The organism is Fundidesulfovibrio putealis DSM 16056, assembly GCF_000429325.1.
Classification (GTDB): domain Bacteria; phylum Desulfobacterota; class Desulfovibrionia; order Desulfovibrionales; family Desulfovibrionaceae; genus Fundidesulfovibrio; species Fundidesulfovibrio putealis.
In genome coordinates this window covers 1-23,482 of record NZ_AUBQ01000015.1, presented here as the reverse complement: position 1 = coordinate 23,482, position 23,482 = coordinate 1, and the positions used below count along the sequence as shown (strand labels likewise).

Sequence of the window (23,482 nt, the reverse complement as noted above, 5' to 3'; positions counted from 1 at the left end):
CCCCCGGCGGCCTTGGCTTGCGAGCTCCCCTCCGTTATAGCTCCTGGGGAGGCGCCGCGTTATTCCCGCGCGGCCAGCCGGGACGCCATGCACAAACACATCATCCTCGCCGCCCTTTTCGCCCTCGCCGCCCTCCTCGCCGGCGGGGCGCAAGTGTGTGGCGCGCAGGTCCAGTCCACTCCAACCCAAGGCATTCCGGGGATTGGCCGCCCGGTCATCGTGGGCGGCGACCGCGACTACCCCCCCTACGAGTTTCTGGACAAGAACGGCCAGCCCGCAGGCTACAACGTGGACCTGACCCGCGCCATCGCCGAGGTCATGGGCATGCGGGTGGAGTTCCGCCTGGGGGCCTGGAACGAGATGCGCACCGCCCTGGCCGAGGGACGCGTGGACATCCTGCAGGGCATGTCCTTCTCCGAGGAGCGCTTGCAGGAGGTGGACTTCACCCCGCCCCACACCACGGTCAACCACGCCGTGTTCGCCCGCAAGGGCACCCCTGCCGTAGCGTCCCTGGAAGATCTTCGCGGCTCCGTGATCGCGCTGCACAAGGGCGGCATCATGCACGACACCATCAGGCAGATGGGTTTCGAGCAGGACCTCGTCTTCAGCGACACCCCGGCCGACGCGCTGCGCCTGCTGGCAGCCGGACGCTGCGACTTCGCCGTGACCGCCATGCTGCCGGGCATGTACATCATCCGGGAAAACCATCTGGACAACGTGGAGGCCGTGGCCAAGGGCGTGGCCACCGTGCGCTACGGCTACGCGGTGAAGAAGGGCAACGACGTGCTGTTGGGGCGCTTCAGCGAAGGGCTGGCCATCCTGGACCAGACCGGAAAATATGAAGAAATCCGCCTGAAGTGGCTGGGGGTGCTGGAAGGCCAGCGCATCCACTGGCGCGAGACCCTCAGGTCGCTTTCGCTTATCTTCATCCCGCTGCTGCTGCTGCTTGGCGGCTCGGTCTTCTGGACCCACACGCTGCGCATGAAGGTGGCCGAACGCACCAGATCGCTCTCCACGGCCCTGGACCAGCTCCACCGCCACCAGCAGCAGCTGGTGCAGGCCGACAAGATGGCGGCGCTTGGCGTGCTGGTCACGGGCGTGGCCCACGAAATAAACAACCCCAACGGCCTCATCCTCCTGAACATCCCGCTCCTGAAAAAAGCCCAGACGGACGCCATGCGCATCCTGGACGAGTACGCAAAGCTCCAGGGCAGCTTCACCCTGGGCGGCCTGCCCTACGAACGCATGCGCCAGGAGCTGCCCGCCATGCTGGAGGAGATGCAGGAGGGCGCACAGCGCATCAAGCGCATCGTCAACGACCTGAAGGACTTCGGGCGCATCGACGAAGGCGGCGACCGCGCCCCGGTGGACCTGAGCGACGCCGTGGCCAAGGCCCTGCGCTTGGTGGAGCCCAACATCAAAAAGGCCACCGACCGGTTCACCGTCCGGCTGGAGCGCGACCTGCCCCCGGTGCTGGGCAGTTCCCAGCGCATAGAGCAGGTGGTGATCAACCTGGTGCTGAACGCCTGCCAGGCCCTGCCCGGCAGGGACCGGGCCGTGGAAGTGGCCACCGGCTACGACTCCGCCTCGGACTCCGTGTACCTGACCGTGGCCGACGAAGGCACCGGCATCGCGGCGGAGAACCTGCCCCGCCTCACCGACCCGTTCTTCACCACCAAGCGCGGCATGGGCGGAACCGGCCTGGGCCTTTCCGTGTCCGCCGGAATCGTCAAGGACCTGGGGGGCGCGCTGGAATTCCAGTCCGAACCCGGAGCCGGGACCATCGTCACCGTAAGCCTGCCCGCCGCCCCCCAGGAGCCGACCCCATGAGCGCGTCCCTCTACCCGTCCTTCACCATACTGCTCGTGGACGACGAACCGGCCTGGCTGCGTTCGCTCTCGCTCACGCTGGAATCAGCGGCGGGGCTCACCAACATCGTGGCCTGCCAGAGCGGCGCGGAGGCGTTGGAGATTCTGGCGCGCGGCCACGTGGAGCTCGCCATCGTGGACCTCACCATGCCCGGCATGTCCGGCGAGGAGCTGCTGGCCGTCATCGGGGAGCGCCACCCCGAGATCGTGCGCATCGTGGTCAGCGGGCTCAACCAGCTGGAGAGCGCTGTGCGCTGCATGAAGCTCGGGGCCTACGACTACTTCGTGAAGACCGACGAGGAGGACCGCATCGTGGGCGGCGTGCTGCGCGCCGTACGCATGCTGGAGCTGCGCGACGAAAACCGCGAGGCCCTGAGCCGATTGGCCTCCGGCGGGCCGCTCACACCCGGCGCCTTCGCGGGCATCATCACCCGCAGCCGCCTGATGCGGGCCGTTTTCGCCTACGTGGAGGCCGTGGCCCAGAGCCCCCAGCCGCTTCTGGTCACCGGCGAGTCCGGCGTGGGCAAGGAGGACGTGGTCAGGGCGGCGCACGCCCTCTCGGGCCGCTCCGGCCCCATGGCCTGCGTCAACGTGGCGGGCCTGGACGACTCCATGTTCGCCGACACCCTGTTCGGGCACGTGCGCGGCGCATTCACCGGCGCGGACGCGCCCAGGAAGGGCATGGTGGAGGAGGCCGCCGGAGGGACACTTTTCCTGGACGAAATCGGCGACCTGTCCATCGCCTCCCAGGTGAAGCTGTTGCGCCTGCTTCAGCAGGGCGAATACTTCCCCCTTGGGAGCGACCAGCCCAAGCGCCTCAAGGCGCGGGTCATCGTGGCCACCCACTGCGACCTGGCCGCCAAGGAGGCCAAAGGGGAATTCAGGCGCGACCTGTATTACCGCCTGCGCACCCATCACGTGCACATCCCGCCCCTGCGGGAGCGCACCGAGGACATGGAGCCCCTGCTGCACCACTTCCTGGAGGAGGCGGCCCAGGCCCTGGGCAAGAAAAAGCCCACACCTCCGCCCGAACTGGCGCAAAGGCTGGCGGCCTACGCCTTTCCCGGCAACATCCGCGAGCTCAAGGCCATGGTCTACGACGCGGTGAGCGTCCACCCCGGCAGGATGCTCTCCATGGAGACCTTCCTCAAGGCCATCGGGCAGTCTGCCACAGCCCCGCCCGCCCCGGCCATGAACCCCTTCACCGCGTTCGAACGCCTCCCCAGCTTCTCCGAAGCGGCGCGGGCGCTGGTGGAGGAAGCCATGAACCGCTCGGGCGGCAACCAGACCCTGGCCGCCCGCCTGCTGGGCATCTCCCAGCCAGCCCTCAGCAAGCGCCTGAAGCTCATGCGCCAGCCAGCAGGCGACTGACCATCCAGGGGCGTCGTGGCTCCCCCCTCCGCCTGACCGGGCGCGGCAGGCGGATTGGTCCTGCGGCGCAGCCCGGACAGCCCCCCTGCGGCAACACGCCGCCGACGATCCGGTCAGGCGCGACTGTGCGCGTCTTGACTTCCATGTCTTTGTTTTTCACAGGTATTGTGCCGATGCCCCGCGTCCCCCCACAAATCACCCCGGACATGGGCCAGGAGTATGAGATGCCCGCACGATTCCCATGTCACGTTCCGCTCCCATCGGGTTTGCATCGGCTGGCTCCAGGATCAGGACCGCGCAGCGCAGCCGGGATCCCAAACATGCTGGCCGCTTTGTTGGCCTGCCTGCTTCTGCTGGGCGGCCTGGCCCCAGGCGGCGCACGCTCCGCCTGGGCCGCGCTGCTGGTGGAGGAGATGTCCCTCCCGGCCAGGTTCAGCCAGGGCGGCCCCCCCACCCTCCTGGAGGCCGTGGTGGTCCGCCCCGGCGACGCCTCGCGCCATCCCCTGGTGGTGATAAGCCACGGCACCCCCCGGGACCCCAAGGACCGGCCGGGCATGAACGCCATCTCCAGGCTGCGGGAGGCTGAGGAGTTTGCCCGCAGGGGTTTTGTCGTGCTGGTTTTCATGCGCCGGGGCTACGGCTCCTCCGCCGGGGGCTTCGTGGAAGGCGTCGGCCCCGGCGACGACCCGGACTACGCCGCATCAGGCCGCAAGGCCGCCGAGGACATCCGCGAGGCCATCCGTTTCATGAAGACCATGCCCTACGTGGACCCGGACACGATCATCTGCGTGGGGCAATCCGCAGGCGGCCTTGCCACCCTGGCCCTGGCCTCGGACCCGCCTCAGGGCGTGGTGGCCGTCATCAACTTCGCGGGGGGCAAAGGCTCCAAGGCGCCCGACGTGGTGATCAAGCCATCCAACCTGGTGAGCGCCTTCGCCCAGTATGGCCGCACCGCGCGCGTCCCGGCGCTCTTCGTCTACAGCGAGAACGACCGCTTCTTCGGGCCTGGGCTCGCACGCGAGCTGTACGCCGCCTACACCTCCGCCGGAGGCAAGGCCCAATTCGTCATGGCACCCGCCTTTGGAGAGGATGGGCATACTCTCTTCTCCCGCCTGGGCATCCCCCAATGGACGCCCTATGTGGACGCATTCCTGGCAACCTGCGGCCTGAGGCAACGCGCCGCGCCCATGGCTGTGGAGCGGCCCAAGGTCCCCGCTCCCCGCAAACTGTCCGAAAAAGGCAGGACGGACTTCGAAAACTACCTGGAGTCCCCGCCCCACAAGTCCTTCTTCATGGGGAGCAAGGGCGGCTACGGCTGGGCTTCGGGCAAGCGCACCGCAGAGGAGGCCGCCCGAAAGGCCCTGGAGAACTGCGAAAAATTCAACAATACCGGCTGCGCAGCCTTCATGATCGACGACACGGCGCAATAAGCCGCCCCCCAGACCAGGGCGAACCCTCATAGCCCAGGTTATGGCCATTCCTTCAGGAATTGCACGTAATACACTGGAAATGCTGCATTATGTTGCCCTGCCAACATTTGCCATAATCCAGGTTATCCTCCTTTGCCGACACCCCGCCGCACAAGCGCTCTATCTCACTGTATATTCTCGACAAACAGGGCTGGCATCAACCTTGCCTATTCATCGTGAGCGTCCCGCCGCGCCACGAAGGGCGGCACATCGGCGTATCGTGTCCTGCCCACGCCCGGCGGCAAGACATGCGCGGCATAGCCGGGCGGCCAGAACACCATGACCAGAACACCATGAGAGGAGCAACGATGAAACTGAACGTGAAAGCCCTGATCCCGGTGATCGCAGGATTGACCCTTTGGCTTCTGCCCGCTCCGGCAGGGCTGTCCTCCGGCGCCTGGACCTATTTCGCGATCTTCGTGGCCGTTGTCGCCGCCCTGGTCCTCGAGCCCATCGCCCCCGCCCTGGCCGGGCTCCTGGGAGTCTCCCTCGTGGCCGTGCTCAACCTGATCCCCGCCGCACCCGGCAAGGCGGGCACCCCCGCAGAGTCGATCAAGTGGGCCTTGTCCGGCTTCTCCGACGGCACGGTCTGGCTCATCTTCGCGGCCTTCATGTTCGCCCTGGGGTATGAGAAAACGGGCCTGGGCAAGCGCATCGCGCTGACCCTCATCAAGCTCATGGGCAGGCGCGCCCTGGGCCTCGGGTACGCCGTGGCCCTGGCCGACCTGATCCTGGCTCCGTTCATGCCCTCCAACACGGCCCGCAGCGGCGGCACCATCTTCCCCATCATCAAGAACATCCCGCCGCTCTACGGCTCGACCCCCGAGGACAACCCGCGCGGACTGGGCGGCTACCTGATGTGGACCGCCCTGGCCACCACCTGCGTGACCTCCTCCATGTTCCTCACCGCGCTCGCCCCCAACCTGCTGGCCCAGTCCCTGGTGGAGAAGACCGCCAAGGTGACCCTCTCCTGGAACGACTGGTTCATGAGCTTCCTGCCCGTGGGCATCATCCTCTTCGCGATCACCCCGCTCCTGGCCTACGTGATCTACCCGCCCACGAAGAAATCCTCCGACGACGCGCCCATCTGGGCTGCCGGGGAGCTTGCCAAGCTGGGCTCCATCTCCGCGCGCGAGATCATCATGGGGCTCCTGGCCGCCGGAGCCCTGGCCTGCTGGATACTCCTCGGCAAGGAGATCAACGGCACCACCGTGGCCATCGCGGCCATCTGCCTCATGTGCCTGTTCAACGTGGTCACCTGGGACGACATCGTGAGCAACAAACAGGCCTGGAACGTGCTGGCCTGGTTCGCCACCCTGGTCACCCTGGCTGGCGGCCTCTCCAGGACCGGCTTCCTGGACTGGTTCGCCAAGTCCATCTCCGGCTCGCTCCAGGGCCTCTCGCCCACGGCGGCCATGATCGGGCTGGTGGTGGTGTTCTTCGCGAGCCATTACATGTTCGCAAGCGTCACCGCCCACGTGGCCGCCATGCTGCCGGTGATGCTGGCCGCAGCCATGGCCGTGCCGGGCATCAACATGCCCCTGGTGTCCATGCTGCTGTGCTCCACGCTCGGCATCATGGGGGTCATCACCCCCTACGGCACGGGCCCCTCGCCCATCTATTACGGATCAGGCTACGTTAAGGGCAAAGAGTTCTGGCTGCTGGGCCTGGTCTTCGGCATCGTGTATCTCGGAGTGTTCCTCCTGGTCGGCTTCCCCTGGAACCTCGCCAGAGTGTAGCCGACCCGTTCGCTTCGCCAGCCTTTGCTTCGGAGTGACTCCGGAGCAAAGGCCGCACGTCTGGGCGGCCCCGGCCGCCCAGGCCAATACATGCAGGAGCACTCATGCGGAAAATCCCCGCCCGGGCCGTGGTCGACCAGGTCGCAGCCATGTGCGTCGCCGCCAACCGCCGCCTGCCCCCGGACGTCCATCGCGCCTTCCTGCGCGCCCAGGCGCAAGAGACGCCCATGGGGCGCGAAGCCTTCCGCCAGCTGCTGGACAACGCCGCCCTGTCCGCCGAGCTGGGCCTGCCCCTGTGCCAGGACTGCGGCATGGCCGTGTTCTTCGTGGAGATGGGCGAGGACGTGCGCGTGGACGGCATGGGCCTTCGCCAGGCCATCAATGAAGGCATGGTCAAAGGCTACCGCGAAGGGTTCCTGCGAAAATCCACCTGCGACCCCTTCACGCGCATCAACCGGGGCGACAACTCCCCGGCGGTGATCCACTTCGACATCGTCCCCGGCGACACGCTGCGCATCGTCATGACCGCCGAGGGTGCAAGCGCCGACAACGCCTCGCGCGTGGCCATGCTTGCCCCGCACAGCGACCTGGACGCCGTACGCGATTTCGCGGTGCGCTGCGTGGCCGAGGTCTGCCACGGGGTCTGCGCGCCTGTCAGCCTGGGGCTTGGCATTGGCGGCAGCTTCGAGCTGGCCGCGCTGAACGCCAAGAAAGCCCTGCTGCGCCCCATCGACAACATCCACCCCGACCCGGCCATGGCCCAGCTGGAAGAGACGCTGTGCGAAGCCGTGAACCGCCTGGGCACCGGCCCGCTGGGCCTTGGCGGAAATACCACCTGCCTGGGGGTCAAGGTGCTGGCCGCGCCCTGCCACCGCGACGCCCTGCCCCTGGCCGTGTACATCCAGTGCCACTGCGCCCGGCGCGTGGAGGTCGTCCTGTGATCCGCACCCGCGCGCTGTCCACGCCCCTCTCCGCAGAAGATGCGGCAGGGCTTCGCGCCGGAGACGTGCTCTATCTCACCGGCACGCTCTACACCGCGCGCGAGGAAGCCCACCAGCGCCTGCTTGACGACCTGGACGCCGGGCTGCCCGAGCCCTTCCCCCTGGAGGGCGCGGTGATCTACTACGTGGGGCCAAGCCCCATGACCCAGCACCGCCCCATCGGCGCTGCCGGGCCAAGCTCCGCCAGCCGCATGGACCCCTACGCCCCGCGCCTGCACCAGCTCGGCGTGCGGGCCTCCATCGGCAAGGGCAGGCGCTTGCCGCTGATGCGCGCGGCCCTTATGGAGCACGGCGGCGTCTACCTGGGAGCCACAGGCGGGGCCGGAGCGCTTTTGTCCTTATGCATCAGGCAGGTGCGCCTCGCGGCCTATCCGGAGCTGGGGCCGGAGGCCGTCTACGCCCTGGACGTGGCCGAATTCCCCCTGGTGGTGCTCCAGGACTGCCACGGCGCGGACATGCACGTGGCCCCAAACCTGGAGGCCGCCCTCTCCGGCTGAGCCGGATTTTTCCCCCGCTTCGTAAGGAACCCGATGATTTCCCGAGCGTTTCGTGCTATCGAATGCATGACCGTCACCGGAAACCATCGGGGGATGTCATGCTCAGGCGTATCTCCATTGCCGCCAGACTGCTGGGTCTGGTGGGACTCGTGGTCCTGTTCGCCGCCGCCGCGCTGTTCTTCGTGTCGGCCATCGCCTCGCGCCTGGAAGTGCTGGTGGTGGAGCATACCCAGTCAGTGATGCTCCAGGGCGAAAAAAGCAGAATCAAGACCGCAGCCCACACCATGGCAATGGCCCTGGCCAAGGCCATGACCTACGCCCGCACCCCCGAGGAACAAAAAGAACTGGCCCGGACCCTGGTCGAGCAGGTCCGCTTCGAGGAGGACGCCTCCGGCTATTATTTCGTCTACACCGGCACCACCAACATCGCCCTGCCTCCCCGCCCCGAACTCGTCGGCCAGGACCTGAACGACTTCAGGGACCAGAGCGGCGTGTACTACGTGCGCGAGCTCTCCCGCCAAGCCCATGCGGGCGGAGGATACGTCCTCTACACGTTCCCCAAGCCCTCCGGCCAGCTGGAGCGCAAGCTGTCCTACTCGGAGATGATCCCCGGCACGGACATGTGGGTGGGCACAGGAGTGTACATCGACAAAGTGGCCAAGGAGGAGGCCGTGCTGGCCGCCATGGTGGCGGACCTCTTCAACCGGGCCTTCACCGGGTCGGCGGCGGTGTTCGCGGCCATGGTGGTGGTGCTCTCCCTGGCCTGCCTGATTATCGCGCGCAGCGTGGCCCGGCCCCTGGCCGAGGCCACCGGAGCAGCCGAGCGCATCGCCGCCGGAGACCTGTCCGTGCGCCTGGACGATTCCGGGCGCGACGAGGCCTCCAGGCTTCAGGCCTCGCTTAACCGCATGACCGTGGTGCTGCGCCAGAACATTCAGGAGATAAAAGCCCGGCGCGACGAGGCCGAGCAAAAGGCCCATCTGGCGGGAGAGGCCCTCAAGGAGGCCAAGCGGGCCGGGCAGGAGGTCATAACGCAGGTGGCGCTGCGCATCGAGAGCCTGCAGAAGATCTCCTCCGCCGTGGCGCACCAGCTGAGAAACCCCACCACCATCATCGGCGGGCTGGCCGGTCTTCTGGTCAAGAAGCCGAGCATGCGCCAATCCTACCTGGAATACCTGGACGGAATCATCGAGGCGGCGCGGCGCATCGAGCACATCACCGCAGCCGTGAAGGAATACAGCAACATCCGCCTGGGGCGGCTGGAGAAGGCCTCAATCGGGGACGTTCTTTCCGGCGTGGCCCAGTCCGGGGAACAGCTGGCGCTCAAGATGGGGAAGAGTGCGGTCTGGGAGGTGGAGGTATTGCCCGGCGGGTTGCAGGCGTTCGCCGATCCGGAGCTTCTGCGCCAGGCCCTGTGCGAGGCGGTGACCAACTCGGTGGAGGCGCTGCCCGCCGAAGGAGGACGCATCCGGCTGGCCGCCCGAGTGCGCTCAGGCACGGATGGGAGCCAGGACGTGGAGATCGCCGTGTCGGACAACGGCTGCGGCATCCCCGAGGACGAGCTCCAGTACGTCCTGGACCCGTTCTACAGCACCAAGCCCGTAGGCGTGGGCATGGGGCTCACCAAGGCCAACCGCATCGTGCAGGAACACGGAGGGAGCATAACAGTGGAGAGCGCCGTGGGCCAGGGGACGACCATCCGCATGCTGCTCCCCGAGCAGACACCGGACCTGTCCGTCATGATGCAGGAATATACCTGAACGCGAAGTGCATGTCGGGCGGGCGCGCCTTAATGCCCCGAAGCAGGGCGTGCGGCTGGAAAAAGGGCTGACCAAGCCGGGAGGACCGGGACTCTTCCCCCGAAACGGAGGAAATGGCCCCGATCCCCGCCAGCTATACCGGGGGGTTACTCCCCGGTGATGGTCTTGTTCTGGAGGAAGTCCTTGGCCATGTACTGCACCATCTCGGGATCGGACAGCAGCATGGTCAGCGACTCGGAAAGCACGTCGTTTATGAAGCGGGCGTTGGCGGTCTCGTCCGGGGCGGTGACCACTTCCTTCTCCTGGGCCACGGGGAAGGAGCCTTCCCAGTGTCCGGGTCCGTTGATCACGCGGGCCGACAGCACGGCCTTGACTCCGATCTTGCGGGTCACGGTCTCGCCCTTGGCGCTGTAGTTCAGTTCCCGGATGGTGATCACCAGGGACAGGGGCGCGTTCTCCTTGAAGGGAGCGGGCTTGAAGCCAAGTCCCCCCAGCGTGCGCTCGGCTGCCTCGCCCACGGTCCTGGACAACTCGCCTTCCACCGTGATGGGGGCGCTGCGCCCGCCGTCGGCGTTGCGGTAGCCCACCACCTTGTCCACCCTGGCGTCCATCACCTTGAAGGCAAGGGTCTTGCCCTTGCCCACGTTGCCCGTGGGGGACTTCACCTCGGGGTGGAGGCTCACGCTCTGGGGCTGCACCCCGGAACAGGCCGCCAGCAGGCCGGCCAGAACAAGCGCCGTCAGAAGAGTGGCGATGCGTTTCATGCTTGCTGCTCCTTTTCTGATTCCGATTCGGATTCCTTCAGTTTTGCGGTCACGGCCCACATTTCTTCAACCAACTTCTCAAGCCCGTTGCCCTCTTTGGCAGAGATGAACCTGACGCTCAGTCCCTTCTCCTTGGCGAGGGCCTTCAGTTCGGCCAGCCGCTCGGGCGAGAGGGTGTCGATCTTGTTCACGGCGCGAAGCTGCGGACGCTCGGCCAGGCCGGGGTCGTAGCGCACCAGCTCGTCGTCCACCAGGGAGAACCCGGCGAAGGGGTCGTCCCCTTCTGTCTCCTCGGCGGCCAGCAGGTGCACCAGCACCCTGGTGCGCGAGACGTGCTTCAGAAAATCATGCCCCAGGCCCTGGCCCTCGTGCGCGCCCTCGATCAGCCCCGGGATGTCCGCCGCCACCAGCTGCATGCCGTCCTCGCCGAGCAGAACGCCCAGGTTGGGGGTCAGCGTGGTGAAGGGATACGGCGCGATCTTGGGCTTGGCCGCAGAGACAGCCGAGATGAGCGTGGACTTGCCCGCGTTGGGCAGGCCGATGATGCCTATCTCCGCCAGCAGGCGAAGCTCCATGCGCAGGTTCTTCTCCTGGCCTTCCTCGCCCGGCTGGGCGAAACGCGGGGCGCGGTTGGTGGAGGTCTTGAAGTGCATGTTGCCCTTGCCGCCCCGCCCGCCGTGCACCGCGATCCACTCCTGGCCGATCTCGGTCAGGTCGGCGGCCAGATGCTCGGTGCCATCCTCGTTCAATTCATAAATTAGCGTGCCGCGCGGCACCTCCACCACCAGATCGTCGGCGTTCTTGCCGTTGCACTGGCTGCCCAGGCCCATCTGGCCGTTCTTGGCCATGTAGCGGCGTTTTACGCGCAGGTCGTACAGAGTCAGAAGGTTCGGGGACACGCGAAAGATCACATCGCCGCCCTTGCCGCCGTCGCCGCCGTTGGGGCCGCCGTATGGGATGAACTTCTCACGGCGGAAAGCGATGCAGCCTCGCCCGCCCTTGCCGGAAGAAACGTAAATTTTTGCTTCGTCGATAAAACGCATGGATGTTCACTCTGTCCTTGTTGATCGATGGCCCGATACGGCCCTTGCCTGCCTGAAGTCAAGCGAACGGCCTGCCCGCTGCCCATCCGGAAAGCCCCGCCCTGCTCCTTGATGATTTTCCATCTTGAGAGCATAGAAACAAAACGGCCCCGGCACATTCACATTATTCCGGCAAGAGCCGAAACAGCGGGAGAAACATGCGCAACACAATCATACTCTGCGTCCTGATAGCCGCCATGGCCGTGGGCGGAGCCTGGCTCTACGTCCAGCCGTCCAAGGCCTTCCAGGCCGTGCAACTGGCCGTGGACCGCGACGACCCCGCACTGCTGGCCCCCTGGCTGGACGCGCAGGCCCTGCGCTCCAACCTGAAAAACCGCGAGGCCGCCAAGCTCCCTGCCCCGCTGGGACCAGACGCCCAGCCCGGACTTTCCGGCCTGTTCGGCATGCTCGGCCAGGCCCTGGCCGACTCGGTGCTGGGCGCGATCACCCAGAACCTCGCCACGCCCGAAGGCGTGCTGGCGCTCCTGCGAGGCGCGGCAGCCGGTGCGCACACGCCCCCGAACAAAAACCCGCGCACGCCCTCGGAGCGACTCTTCGCCCAGGCCAGCACCGAACTCCTCGGCTTCGACCGCTACGTGGTCAGCGCGCCGATTCGCCCCAACGCCGTTCTTCAGCTGGTCTTCACCCGCCAAGGCACCAAATGGCTGCTCTCGGACATCGAAGTGAAGCCGATAGCGCCGCCCAATGCGTAGGAGAAGCTGGAGGATGAAGACGCCTCCGGCGGGCAAAGAGAATTGGGGCGCTGCCCCAAACCCCGGCAGGGCTCTGCCCTGCACCCGCCAGGGGGATGATCCCCCTGGACCCTCAGTGGGCTTCGCGTAACGAATAGTTACACATCAGAGTCATGCTTCTTGAGCCCGTAAATGCGCAAAGCCGCATTTACGGGCTTTTCTCTTGAAATCGCCGTCTTCGGCGATGGCGATCCGCCGGGATAAGCCGCTTTGGGCGTTCCCGGCGGTTCACACCCGCTGCCCTCCCCCCCGTCCAACACCAGTCACCCGCACACGACGCGAAGCTAAAAGCCGGGTCCAGGGGAGGCTTCTCCCCTGGCGGGTGCAGGGCGGAGCCCGCCGGGTCTGGGCGGAGCCCAGCGGGGTCCGGGGCAGCGCCCCGCTCTTACATCACGCCGATGTCCCAGTTGAACACGCAGCCGCGATCCTTGCGCTCGATGCTCTTGGGCATGGGCTCGCGCATATGGATCAGCTGCAGGAATCCAGCCTTGACCAGTGCTTCTTCCTTGTCGCGCATGTCCAGCTCCCAGTTGGGGTAAATCCAGTGGTTCTGGCCGTAGCGGGTGACGAAGCAGGTCTCGCCCTTGGGGCTGACGATGGGTTCGCAGGCTTTGACTTCCTGGGTCATGGTGCGGCTGATGCCAAGCGGCCACAGTCCGGAGACCACGATGCCGAGCGGCAGCGGGCTCTTGCGGGGCAGGTCCAGGATGTCCGCGCCGGAGAGTTCGGGGCTTATGATCGCGCCGTCGAAACCCATCTCCTTGAGTTTGCCAAGCGCCAAGGGGTTGGCCAGGTTGCAGAACGGCCCGGCCCAGAGCTCCATCTCGCGGCGCTTGCGGTTGCCGAAGAGTCCGGTCTGCCAGGGCGCGTTCAGCACGAAGCGCTTACCGCCGCGCTTGAGGATGACTTCGAGGATGTCCAGAAAGTCCTTTTCCTCGTTGGGCCAGATGACGGGCGGAACCCACCACCAGGTGGACGCGGCGCGCCCGAGCGGCAGATGCTGCGTCTTGGTGGCGGAGACCCACACGCCGGCAGCGCCCTTGGCCGGGCCCTTGGGGGGCTGGCGCCAGATGTGCACGGACTCGGCGCGAACGCCGCGCGGGGCCTTGTAGGGCTTGGGCACAACGGGCTGGAAGGAGGACTCCACGGAGCTGACCTCGGGATACTTGCGCAGCTCGGACTCCAGGGCGGCGATGCGCCTGCCGAGCTCCGGCTCGCGGCGGTCGATGAGGAAGACGCTCATGCCAGCGCGGGGGCGCTCCTTGCCTTTTCCGGCAAGGGTGAGGTCGTAGCGGCCTCCCTTGGGCACGGTGCGGGAGACGCGCACCACCTGATGCCCGGCCTCGTCCTCGTAGCCCAGGCGAAGGAGGTCGCCGGGGAGCAGGGGCTGGCGCGGGTTGACGAAGTAGCGGCGGGCCTCGCTCATGGTCAGGCGGCCCACCAGCATGCCGGAGCCGGTGGGGGACTGGGCGTCCACGGGGTTGCGGGGCTTCTGGGGCAGGAACCCGTAGTGCGTGGTCGGGCGGCCCAGGGCCTGCTCGATGTAGGAGAGCGCGGCCTTCTTGGCCTGCGGATCATCCGGGGAGTCGCGCAGCATGCGGTAGGCCGTGGTGGTGTAGAACACGTAATGCGGGCCTTTCTTGCGTCCCTCGATCTTCCAGGCCTTGATCTGGGGGATGGTCAAGAGGGCCTTGGCCAGCACGTCCAGAGAGAGGTCCTGGCAGGAGAAGTAGCGCCCCGGCTGGCCCTTGCGGGAAAACACGCGGCGGCAGGGTTGCACGCAGCGTCCGCGCAGGCCGGACTTGCCGCCCAGGAAGCTGGACCACCAGCAGCGCCCGGACACGTTGTGGCACAGCGCGCCGTGCACGAACACTTCCAGGTCCACGCCCTCGGGGCAGGCGTCGGCCATGAGGCGCATCTCGTCCACGCCGAGCTCGCGCGGCAGCACCACGCGGCTGATGTCGAGCTGCGGCAGCACGGACAGGCAGGTCTGGGAGGTGACGTTGGCCAGGGTGGAGAGGTGCAGCTCGCCGGTGAATCCGGCCTGACGGGTCACGTCGGCCAGCCCCAGGTCAGAGATGATAAGCGCGTCGGGCTTGACGACCTTGGCCAGACGGTCGGCCAGGCGACCGGCCTTGCCCTCCTCGCCAGCCTTGGTGAGGGTGTTCATGGCCACGTAGACCTTGCGGCCCTTGTCGTGGGCCAGGGCGGTCAGGCCTGCGAGTTCCTGTATGGAGAAGTTCTCGGCCTGCATGCGGGCGGAAAAATGCTTGAGGCCGCAGTACACGGCGTCAGCGCCTGCGGATATGGCGGCCAGGAAGGAATTGGCGTCACCGGCTGGAGCGAGGATGTCTGGAATGTGGTTCATAGTCCGTACGCAATGGATGGAAACTGGTTCAAAAAGACCCGCCAGGGCGGCGGGAGCCGGCAACGCATAATGAACGCCCGCAAGGGCGCGGTTTTCAAAGAGGCGGGGAGTACATAGCCACTTCCTGAGATTCTGGCAAGCTTGAAGTATGCGCCGGGGCAGGATAGAGGTCGTGCTTCATTCAAGCACAAACGGAGCAGGCCATGAGCATGTTGTCGACCGAGATAAGCGAGGCGTTGTCCAAGGGTTCCTGGATCAGGCGGATTTTCGAGCAGGGCGCGGAGATGAAGAAGCTGCACGGCAACGACCGCGTGTACGACTTCAGCCTGGGCAACCCGGACCTGCCCGCCCCGCCCGTGGTGGGCGAGTGCCTGTCCGACCTGGCCGCGCGCGCTGGCGAGCCCTTCGCCTTCGGCTACATGCCAAACGCCGGGTACCCCCACGTTCGCGAGGCGCTGGCCAAACAGGTCAGCCAGGAACAGGGCGTTAAGTTCGAGGGAACCGACCTGCTGCTGACCTGCGGCGCTGCGGGCGGCATCAACGCCTTCTTCCGCGCGGTGCTGACCCAGGGCGACGAAGTGCTCTGCCCGCGCCCCTACTTCGTGGAATACGGCTTCTACGTGGGCAACCACGGCGGCAAGCTGGTGACCGTGGCTGCGGCCCCGCCGAATTTCGACCTGGACGTGCCCGCCATGCTGGCCGCCATCACGGACAAGACCCGCGTGGTGATGCTCAACTCGCCCAACAACCCCACGGGCTGCATCTACTCAGAAGAGACCCTGCGGGAGCTGGCCAGAGGGTTGAGGGTCCTGAACGAAAAACGCGAGAAGCCCATCCTGCTGTTGGCCGACGAACCGTACCGGTTCCTGGCCTACGACAACGCCGTGGTGCCGTCGCTGCCGAAGATTTATCCGTACACCGTGGTGGTGAGCTCGTTCTCCAAGAACCTGTCGTTGGCGGGCGAGCGCATCGGCTACGTGGCCCTGGCACCCAACATGCCCGGCAAGGAAGAGTTGATGAACGGCATCGTGTTCGCCAACCGCATCCTGGGCTACGTGAACGCGCCAGCCATCGGCCAGACCCTGCTGCTGAAATCGCTGGGCCATCAGGTGGACGCCAGCATCTACGCCGAGCGGCGCGACGCCATGGCCAGGGTGCTCACCGAGGCCGGGTACGAGTTCTCCATGCCCGCCGGAGCGTTTTATTTCTTCCCCAAAGCCCCCGGCGGCGACGACATCGCCTTCGTGGCCAAGCTGTGCGAGCAGCGGGTGCTGGCCGTGCCGGGCACGGGGTTTGGCATGCCTGGATACTTCCGCCTGACCTTCTGCGTGGACCAGAAGGTGATCGAAAACGCGGCGGAAGGGTTCGCACGGGCGATCATTGCGGCGGAGATGAAGTAACCACCATATCGCAAGCCGATATTGTATCGGCAAATCGCCAACAACACACTTGCAAATCCAATACGACATGCTATCATAGGCTCAAATTCCTATCGGGAGGACCTATGAGCTGGGATGATGTCGACAACAAGTTGAAGAAAGGTGTTGATGCTGGATTTGTGTCTTGTTCGGAGTCCTACGAGAAAGCATACATCAAGAAAACCATCCAGGAGGCGTTTGGGAAGAAGTTCTCCTCAGACGCCATTGACAGGGCCATTGAATCCTGCTGCGATAGCGTCAAAGGAAACAGGCCCAGGGACAAATTCCTGGCGTGCATGAAAGAGAAGCTCGGCAGCTAGCACCCCGCCTGGACAACTTAAAACTTGACAGGCCCTCCCCGCTGCGTTAGCCGGGAGGGCTTAATTTTTTCGCCAAGTAAGAAGGGACCATGTTCGAAAGCCTGCAAGACCGCTTAGAGTCGGTATTCAAGAAAATACGCGGCCACGCCCGTCTGGATGAGACCAACATCCAGGAGGCGTTGCGCGAGGTTCGCCTTGCCCTGCTTGAAGCTGACGTAAACTTCAAGGTGGTCAAGGCCTTCACGGAGCGCGTTCGCGAACGCGCCCTGGGCCAGGACGTCGTCAAGTCCCTTACGCCCGGCCAGATGGTGGTGAAGATCGTCCACGACGAGATTCTCCAGCTGCTGGGCGGCGAAGCCCAGACCGTGGACTTCCGCCACAAGCCCCTCATCATCATGATGGTGGGCTTGCAGGGCTCCGGCAAGACCACCACCACGTCCAAGCTGGCCCTGTGGCTGCGTCGCAACCACAAGCGCAAGCCGTATCTCGTGCCCGCCGACGTGTACCGCCCTGCGGCCATCGACCAGCTGCACAAGCTGGCCCAGCAGCTGGACCTCCCGGCGTATCCGTCCAAGCCGGGCATGAACCCGGTGGACATCTGCCGCGACGCCGTGGCCGAGGCCGAGCGCCAGGGCCTGGATGCCATCATCCTGGACACTGCGGGCCGCCTGCACATCGACGAAGTCCTGATGGACGAGCTGAAGGCCATCAAGGACGCCGTGGGCCCCCACGAGATCCTGTTCGTGGCCGACGCCATGACCGGCCAGGACGCCGTGACCGTGGCCGACAGCTTCAACGCCCGCCTGGACATCACCGGCGTGGTGCTCACCAAGATGGACGGCGACGCCCGAGGCGGCGCGGCCCTCTCCATCAAGGAAGTCACCGGCAAGCCCATCAAGTTCGTGGGCGTGGGCGAAAAGGCCTCCGACCTGGAGATCTTCCACCCGGACCGCGCGGCCTCGCGCATCCTGGGCATGGGCGACATCCTCTCGCTCATCGAGAAGGCGCAGGAAGAGTTCGACGCGGGCGAAGCCGCCGACATGGAGCGCAAGCTCCGCCAGGCGCAGTTCACCCTGGACGACTTCCGCACCCAGATGCGCCGCGTCAAGAAGCTCGGCTCCCTGGACACCATCCTCAAGATGATCCCGGGCATGGGCAAGCTGACCAAGCAGCTGGGCGAGATCCAGATGCCCGAGAAGGAGATGGCCCGCCTGGAGGCCATCATCGGCTCCATGACCAAGAAGGAGCGCACCGAGCCCAAGATAATAAACCAGAGCCGCAAGGAGCGCATCGCCAAGGGCTCCGGCGTGCAGGTGGGCGACGTGACCGGGCTCCTCAAGAATTTCGAGCAGATGCGCATGATGATGCAGCGCATGATGGGTGGCGGCGGCAAGATGCCCGCCATGCCGGGCGGGCGCATGCCTGGTGGCATGGGCGGCATGCCCGGCCTTGGCAGCATGGCCACGGCCATGTCCGGCAAGGGCAGCCCCACCAAGAAGAAGAAGGAAAGGGACAAGCGCAAAAAGAAGAACAAAAAGCGCTAGGGCCGGGACGCGCCTCTCCTCATCACGGGAAGGCGGACTTGCCAGAAGTTGAAAACTCGTTACATATCCTCATCGGGGGTGAATTAGTATGGCTATGAAAATCAGACTGACCAGAATGGGCTGCAAAAAACGTCCCTTCTACCGCATCGTCGCCATGGACAGCGCTACCCGCCGCGATGGCCGCGCCCTGGAGTACGTCGGACACTACAACCCGATGGTCGAGCCCGCAGACATCAAGATCGACGCCGAAGCGGTCGCCAAGTGGATCGCCTGCGGAGCGCAGCCCACCGACACCGTCGCAGCCCTGCTGCGCAAGGCCGGCATCAAGTCGTAGTCCGTCGCTTCTGACGATGCGGCGCCGGGTCGCGTGCAACCACACGGGAGGCGTCACATGTTGAAAGATCTGATCGAGTACGTCGCCAGATCGCTGGTCGATAATCCTGATGCCGTTTCGGTGAAGGAAATCGAAGGCGAGCAGACGTCCGTCATCGAACTCAAGGTCGCCAAAGAGGACCTGGGCAAGGTGATCGGCAAGCAGGGACGCACGGCCAGAGCCATGCGCACCATTCTGGGCGCGGCGTCCACCAAGATGCGCAAGCGCTCGGTGCTGGAGATCCTGGAATAAGCCCAGGAGGGCCACGGATTGACTCAAGCCAAGTTGGTGGTCATCGGCGAGGTGATCAAACCTCACGGTATCCGGGGGGAGTTCCACGTGGCAAACCACGCGGACTCCCCCTCGCTCTATGCGCCCGGCGCGCGCGTGTGGTTTCGCGCGCCCGGCAAGCAGGAGCGCCCTGTCAACATTCTCAGCTGCCGCCCTCATCAGGGACGGCTCCTGCTGACCATCGAAGGCGTGGCCGACCGCGACGCCGCCGATGCCCTGCGCGGCATGGAGGTGGTGGTGCGGCCGGAAGACCTGCCTGAGCTCGACGAAGGGGAAGTCTACCTGCACGAGATCGTCGGCTACGACGTGGTACTGCTGGACGGCTCCAAGGTCGGCGTGCTGGAGAGCTTCATGGACATCCCCGGCCAGGACGTGTGGGTGATCCGTGGTCCGGACGGCAAGGAGATATTGCTGCCCGCCCATGAAGAAACCGTGCCGGAGATCGACGCCAACGCGCGCAGGATCACCATCAACCCGCCGCCGGGGCTTCTGGATTTGTAGCAGCCAGGTGCAGGCGGCACGTATCCCGCGCCGCCTTTTTCTTCCGGGGAATTTCCCCAGGGGCAATTCTCTTAGCGCCTGCCCGGCGCCCTGGACCAACGCATGCGCTTCACCATCCTCTCCCTGTTCCCGGAATTCTACGATTCCCCGCTGTCCTGCGCCCTCATGGGCAAGGCCCGCGAGCAAGGCATCGTGGACTTCAATCTGGTGAACCCGCGCGACTTCGCCCTGAACAAGCACAAGTCCGTGGACGACCGCCCCTACGGCGGCGGGCCGGGCATGGTCATGGCCCTGGACCCGCTGGCGCGGGCGCTTAAGTCCATCGAGACCCCCGGCCGGATGCTGCTGCTTTCGCCGCGTGGGCGCAGGCTGACGCAATCCTTCGCGCGCGAGCTGTCCGCCGAGCCCAATCTGACCATCCTGTGCGGCCGCTACGAGGGCATCGACGAGCGCCTGTTGCAGCTCTTCCCCATCGAGCTGGTCTCGGCGGGCGACTTCGTGCTCTCAGGCGGCGAGGCTGCGTCCTTGTGCCTGATCGAGTCCGTGGCGCGCCTGCTCCCAGGCTTCATGGGCAAGGAGGAATCCGGCGACGAGGAGAGCTTCTCCCACGGCCTGCTGGAATATCCCCACTACACCCGCCCGGAGACCTACGAGGGCCTCACGGTGCCGGACATCCTGCTTGGCGGCGACCACGCCAAGGTCCGCTCCTGGCGGCGCGAGCAGTCGCTCCTGCAAACACTCGCAAGGCGCCCCGAGATCCTGGCCGACGCGCCCCTCACCCCGCAGGACCGCACATTTCTGGCTGAAAAGCCGCGCACGCATCTGGCGCGCAACCTCCATCTCGCCCTGGTTCACGGGCCGGTGCTGAATAAATTCGGGCATACGGTCACTGTGTCCTTGACCAACCTCGACCTGCACGATATAGCCCGCATTTCCCGAACATATGGACTTGCGGGATTTTTTGCGGTCACCCCTCTGGAAGACCAGCAGGCCCTGGCCGCCACACTCCTCGGACATTGGACCGCCGGAGCGGGCGGAAAGGGAAACCCCGACAGGGCCGAAGCCCTCGGGATGGTCCGGGTGACGGCGACCCTGCAGGACGCCATCGCCCAGGTCCGCGACAGCAGCGGACAGGACCCCCTGGTGCTGGCCACCAGCGCCCGCCCCGACGGAGCCGTGACCCCGCAGGGAGTGCGACAAAGCCTCGGGGAACGCCCGGTGCTTCTGGTGCTGGGAACGGGATCGGGACTCGCGCCCGAAGCCCTGGCCCTGACGCACGGCCAGATAAGCCCGGTAAGGCCATTCGGCGGCTACAACCACCTTTCGGTGCGGGCCGCCGCCGCGATCCTCACGGACCGCATACTCGGAGACATTTTTTGAGCTTCCCGGTGAAGCCCAGTCATAAGGAAGGAGACAGGCAATGAACATCATCCGTCAGATCGAAACCGAGCACCTGCGCCTGGACATGCCCAAGTTCAAGCCCGGTGACACCGTCAAGGTGCATTTCCGCATTCTGGAAGGCGAGAAAGAACGCATCCAGGTCTTCCAGGGCGCCGTCCTGAGGGTCCGCAAGGGCACCACCGACAGCACCTTCACCGTTCGCAAGGTCTCCGACGGCGTCGGCGTCGAGCGCATCTTCCCCATGCATTCTCCCTTCATCGAGCGCGTTGAAGTGATGATCGAGGGCAAGGTCCGCCGTTCGCGCCTGTACTACCTGCGCAACCTCAAGGGCAAGGCTTCCCGCATCAAGTCCAAGAACGCCTGGAACAACTAGGCGATCTTTCGCGATTTTCGGCCCGCCCCCGGCCTCGCGACAACATCAGGGGGCCGGGGGAAAGCCTTCCGGCAACGGAAGGTTTTTCCCTGTTTTCTTTTCAGGAGCCAGCATGCCCGACTCCCCCGCCTCCCCCCTTCCCCATCCCTCACCTGCCCCCAATCACGCAGGTGTGGACGAGGCCGGGCGCGGCTGTCTGGCTGGCCCCGTGGTGGCCGGGGCGGTCATCCTGCCCGAAGCCTTCCATCTGCCCGGCCTGAACGACTCCAAGAAGCTCACCGCCGCCAGGCGCGCCGCCCTGGAGCCCGCCATCAAGGCCCAGGCCGTGGCCTGGGGGCTGGGCGTGATCTGGCCAGCCGAGATCGACCGCATCAACATCCTTCAGGCAACCTTCCACGCCATGGCCCGCGCCGTGGCCGTGATGAAGCTCAAGCCCCATTCCCTTCTCATCGACGGCAACAAGACCATCCCCGTCCATCTGCTGGTCTCCCCTTTGCCCCAGCGCGCAATCATCGAAGGCGATTCACTCGAACCGGCCATCTCGGCGGCCTCCATCCTGGCCAAGACCTTCCGAGACCGGCTGCTCGAACGCCTGGACCGCCGCTATCCCGGCTACGCCCTGGCCGTGCACAAGGGCTACGGCACGGCCGTGCATCTGGCCGCGCTGCGCGCCCTCGGCCCTTGCCCGCAGCACCGCCTCACCTTCCGGGGCGTGTTGCCCGAGAAGCCCTCAGCTGGAGTCCAGGGATGCCTGCCGGGCATCTGACGCTTGGACGCGAAGGCGAGGACGAGGCGGCGCGCCTGCTCACGTCGCTTGGCCTGCGCATCCTTGCGCGCAACTACAGCACGCGCCTTGGCGAGGTGGACCTCATCTGCCGCCACGGAGACACGCTGGTGTTTGTGGAGGTCAAGACCCGCGCGGACTCGAGCCTGGGCGTCGGCACCGACGCAGTGAACCTGCGCAAGCGAAAGCGCATCGTGAAAGCCGCCAGCGAGTATTTGTCGGTGAACGATCTGTGGGCGCATCCCTGCCGCTTCGATGTGGTGAGCGTGGTCAAGACCGGCGGCAGGCTCAAGGCCGAGCATCTGCCCGACGCCTTCCAGGCCGATTTCGATGCCGCCAGGGGTGGCCGGGGCTGGCAGCCCTGGTAAGAGAAGAGCGACTGTCGTATTTTTGAAAAACATGAATATGTTTTTCAATAATCAAATTAGTGGTTCTCTTGGCTTGGATTCATGAACTGCAAGAACGTACCTTGAGAACGCCTACAAGAGAAGAGTAGGAGCCTCCGGCGGGCAAAGAGGGCTCCGCCCTCTCTGCACTCTCCCGCCAGGGGGATGATCCCCCTGGACCCTCAGTTCGCTTCGCTGGGAGCCGGGTCAGCTCGCAGATGGTGCGAGAGCAAGGCTGGAGTGCGCCACCACGCGGTTGCGGCCTTGTTCCTTGGCGCGGTACAGTGCCAAGTCCGCAGCTGCCACAAGCGCCTCGAAATCAAGTCCCACATGAGATGAGTCCGCGACACCGATGCTGATGGTGCTGCGAATCGTCTTGCCGGAATACACTATTTCCATGTCCTCGTAGTTTCTGCGCAGCCGCTCGGCCAGAGACAGCGCGTCTTCTTCCGTCGTGGCGAGCAACAGAATGCAGAACTCCTCACCGCCGTACCGGGCAAGATAATCATCCGTGCGGACTGATGCCTGCGCGACTGCTGCCAACCGCTTCAGCACTTCGTCGCCTGTCTGATGACCGTACAGGTCGTTGACCTCCTTGAAATGATCGACATCCAGCATCATCACGGTCAACGCGTCCCCGGTCCGTCCGCAACGCACCACCAGACGGGCGGCCTCCTCTTCCAGGCGACGCCGGTTGAATACCCCGGTCAGCCCGTCCCGTGATGCAATTTTCTGAATATCCGCGATGAGCCTGTAGTTTATCATCAGTACGAAGCCGAATGTCACGCAGAGCTGAATCAAAATCCCCAGGAAGAACGACGCTTGATTTATTGCCGTGTTTTCAAACAAAGCATAGTCGCCTTGGTGATCGAAACCGATCACCAGCAATCTGGTTATCATGAGTACCGCCATGAACGCGAACGATGCACCTGTCACCCAATATGCGGTCCTCTGGGGGGATTCGATACGAATCAACAACTCGCGGGCGCAGGCGACGTACCCCACTGTGAACAGGACCGCGTTGGCCATGGCCCGTGCGCTCGGTTCAGGGTGAATGACCCTGAACCAGACGTTCAGCAAACACACCAGAACGCAGAGAGCCAGCGCAACGCGCCAATGACTTGGTTTTCCGGAGAATTGCCGTATGCCCGTGAATTGCAGACTGATCCCGGCCGCCATCAAGGTCGACCCGACCACCACGGCCCATACGTATCCAGGAGTGAACTCATCGAAAAAGTAGGAGGTTCCTATCCCGATGCTGATGCACAGATTGGCTGCCGCCCAATGCCATATGCCGCGAATGCCGCCAACATACAGCCCGGCAAGCGCAAGAAGCCCAGACAGCATGAGCGCCAATATGGCGACCATCACCAGAATCGTGCGTATTTCGAGTTCCATTCTCCCCCTCACCCCGACCATC

The 23,482-nt window shown here is 65.3% G+C and carries 22 protein-coding genes; 18 read left to right on the top strand and 4 right to left on the bottom strand.

The annotated features are described in order from the left end of the window. Positions 1-87: 87 nt before the first annotated feature. From G453_RS0112635 to G453_RS23840, 7 genes are all read left to right on the top strand, one after another. A complete protein-coding gene (locus G453_RS0112635) occupies positions 88-1,830 on the top strand; it encodes a transporter substrate-binding domain-containing protein (RefSeq protein ID WP_084502299.1) in 1,743 nt (580 codons plus the stop codon). Then, positions 1,827-3,239: a sigma-54-dependent transcriptional regulator gene (locus tag G453_RS0112630; RefSeq protein WP_027191368.1), complete on the top strand. Its 1,413-nt coding sequence runs from the start codon at positions 1,827-1,829 to the stop codon at positions 3,237-3,239. Before G453_RS0112635 ends, G453_RS0112630 begins: the two co-directional genes overlap by 4 nt. A gap of 320 nt (positions 3,240-3,559) precedes the next feature. Then, positions 3,560-4,669, top strand: coding sequence for a CocE/NonD family hydrolase (locus G453_RS0112625; protein WP_043645683.1), 1,110 nt, complete (start codon positions 3,560-3,562; stop codon positions 4,667-4,669). A 347-nt stretch (positions 4,670-5,016) separates the two neighbouring features. Then, positions 5,017-6,447, top strand: coding sequence for an anion permease (locus G453_RS0112620; RefSeq protein WP_027191366.1), 1,431 nt, complete (start codon positions 5,017-5,019; stop codon positions 6,445-6,447). A 104-nt stretch (positions 6,448-6,551) separates the two neighbouring features. After that, a complete protein-coding gene (locus G453_RS0112615; RefSeq protein WP_027191365.1) occupies positions 6,552-7,388 on the top strand; it encodes a fumarate hydratase in 837 nt (278 codons plus the stop codon). Continuing rightward, entirely contained in the window at positions 7,388-7,945 is a 558-nt protein-coding gene (locus G453_RS0112610; RefSeq protein ID WP_027191364.1) for a FumA C-terminus/TtdB family hydratase beta subunit, read from the top strand. Before G453_RS0112615 ends, G453_RS0112610 begins: the two co-directional genes overlap by 1 nt. A gap of 98 nt (positions 7,946-8,043) precedes the next feature. Continuing rightward, positions 8,044-9,705 carry a cache domain-containing protein gene (locus tag G453_RS23840; RefSeq protein WP_051272381.1) on the top strand — a complete coding sequence of 554 codons (1,662 nt, stop codon included), beginning with the start codon at positions 8,044-8,046 and terminating at the stop codon, positions 9,703-9,705. 146 nt (positions 9,706-9,851) lie between these two features. Here G453_RS23840 and G453_RS0112600 read toward each other — a convergent pair whose 3' ends face one another. Both G453_RS0112600 and obgE read right to left on the bottom strand, forming a co-directional pair. Continuing rightward, positions 9,852-10,469: a YajG family lipoprotein gene (locus G453_RS0112600; RefSeq protein WP_027191363.1), complete on the bottom strand. Its 618-nt coding sequence runs from the start codon at positions 10,467-10,469 to the stop codon at positions 9,852-9,854. After that, complete coding sequence (obgE, locus tag G453_RS0112595; protein WP_027191362.1) at positions 10,466-11,512, bottom strand: GTPase ObgE; 1,047 nt, start codon at positions 11,510-11,512, stop codon at positions 10,466-10,468. The genes G453_RS0112600 and obgE overlap by 4 nt, the downstream gene beginning before the upstream one ends. Positions 11,513-11,709: 197 nt before the next feature. Between obgE and G453_RS0112590 the strand changes: the two genes are divergently transcribed. Next, entirely contained in the window at positions 11,710-12,264 is a 555-nt protein-coding gene (locus tag G453_RS0112590) for a DUF2939 domain-containing protein (protein WP_027191361.1), read from the top strand. Between the two features lie 424 nt (positions 12,265-12,688). Here the strand turns inward: G453_RS0112590 and G453_RS0112585 are convergent, their stop codons facing one another. Beyond that, positions 12,689-14,671 (bottom strand): peptidase U32 family protein, encoded by a 1,983-nt coding sequence (locus tag G453_RS0112585; protein WP_027191360.1) that lies wholly within the window; start codon positions 14,669-14,671, stop codon positions 12,689-12,691. 203 nt (positions 14,672-14,874) lie between these two features. Between G453_RS0112585 and G453_RS0112580 the strand changes: the two genes are divergently transcribed. The 10 genes from G453_RS0112580 (at position 14,875) to G453_RS0112535 (ending at position 22,044) form a co-directional block, all read left to right on the top strand. Beyond that, positions 14,875-16,071, top strand: a complete 1,197-nt coding sequence (locus G453_RS0112580) for a pyridoxal phosphate-dependent aminotransferase (protein ID WP_027191359.1) — start codon at positions 14,875-14,877, stop codon at positions 16,069-16,071. Between the two features lie 104 nt (positions 16,072-16,175). Next, entirely contained in the window at positions 16,176-16,409 is a 234-nt protein-coding gene (locus G453_RS0112575; RefSeq protein WP_027191358.1) for a hypothetical protein, read from the top strand. 89 nt (positions 16,410-16,498) lie between these two features. Then, positions 16,499-17,953 (top strand): signal recognition particle protein, encoded by a 1,455-nt coding sequence (ffh, locus tag G453_RS0112570; RefSeq protein WP_027191357.1) that lies wholly within the window; start codon positions 16,499-16,501, stop codon positions 17,951-17,953. A gap of 88 nt (positions 17,954-18,041) precedes the next feature. After that, positions 18,042-18,287 (top strand): 30S ribosomal protein S16, encoded by a 246-nt coding sequence (rpsP, locus tag G453_RS0112565; RefSeq protein ID WP_027191356.1) that lies wholly within the window; start codon positions 18,042-18,044, stop codon positions 18,285-18,287. 57 nt (positions 18,288-18,344) lie between these two features. Continuing rightward, positions 18,345-18,578, top strand: coding sequence for a KH domain-containing protein (locus G453_RS0112560; protein WP_027191355.1), 234 nt, complete (start codon positions 18,345-18,347; stop codon positions 18,576-18,578). Positions 18,579-18,596: 18 nt separating this feature from the next. Further along, positions 18,597-19,118: a ribosome maturation factor RimM gene (gene rimM, locus G453_RS0112555; RefSeq protein WP_027191354.1), complete on the top strand. Its 522-nt coding sequence runs from the start codon at positions 18,597-18,599 to the stop codon at positions 19,116-19,118. Between the two features lie 102 nt (positions 19,119-19,220). Then, on the top strand, positions 19,221-20,498 hold the full coding sequence (trmD, locus tag G453_RS0112550; RefSeq protein WP_027191353.1) for a tRNA (guanosine(37)-N1)-methyltransferase TrmD: 1,278 nt from the start codon (positions 19,221-19,223) through the stop codon (positions 20,496-20,498). A 40-nt stretch (positions 20,499-20,538) separates the two neighbouring features. Further along, positions 20,539-20,892, top strand: coding sequence for a 50S ribosomal protein L19 (rplS, locus tag G453_RS0112545; protein WP_027191352.1), 354 nt, complete (start codon positions 20,539-20,541; stop codon positions 20,890-20,892). Positions 20,893-21,004: 112 nt separating this feature from the next. Next, entirely contained in the window at positions 21,005-21,658 is a 654-nt protein-coding gene (locus G453_RS23835) for a ribonuclease HII (protein ID WP_051272380.1), read from the top strand. After that, positions 21,640-22,044, top strand: a complete 405-nt coding sequence (locus tag G453_RS0112535) for a YraN family protein (RefSeq protein ID WP_027191351.1) — start codon at positions 21,640-21,642, stop codon at positions 22,042-22,044. The genes G453_RS23835 and G453_RS0112535 overlap by 19 nt, the downstream gene beginning before the upstream one ends. Before the next feature lie 225 nt (positions 22,045-22,269). On the opposite strand, the gene G453_RS0112530 is transcribed toward G453_RS0112535, so the two are convergent. Further along, positions 22,270-23,482, bottom strand: a 1,213-nt coding sequence (locus G453_RS0112530) for a GGDEF domain-containing protein (protein ID WP_205620067.1), incomplete at its 5' end; no start/stop codon positions are given.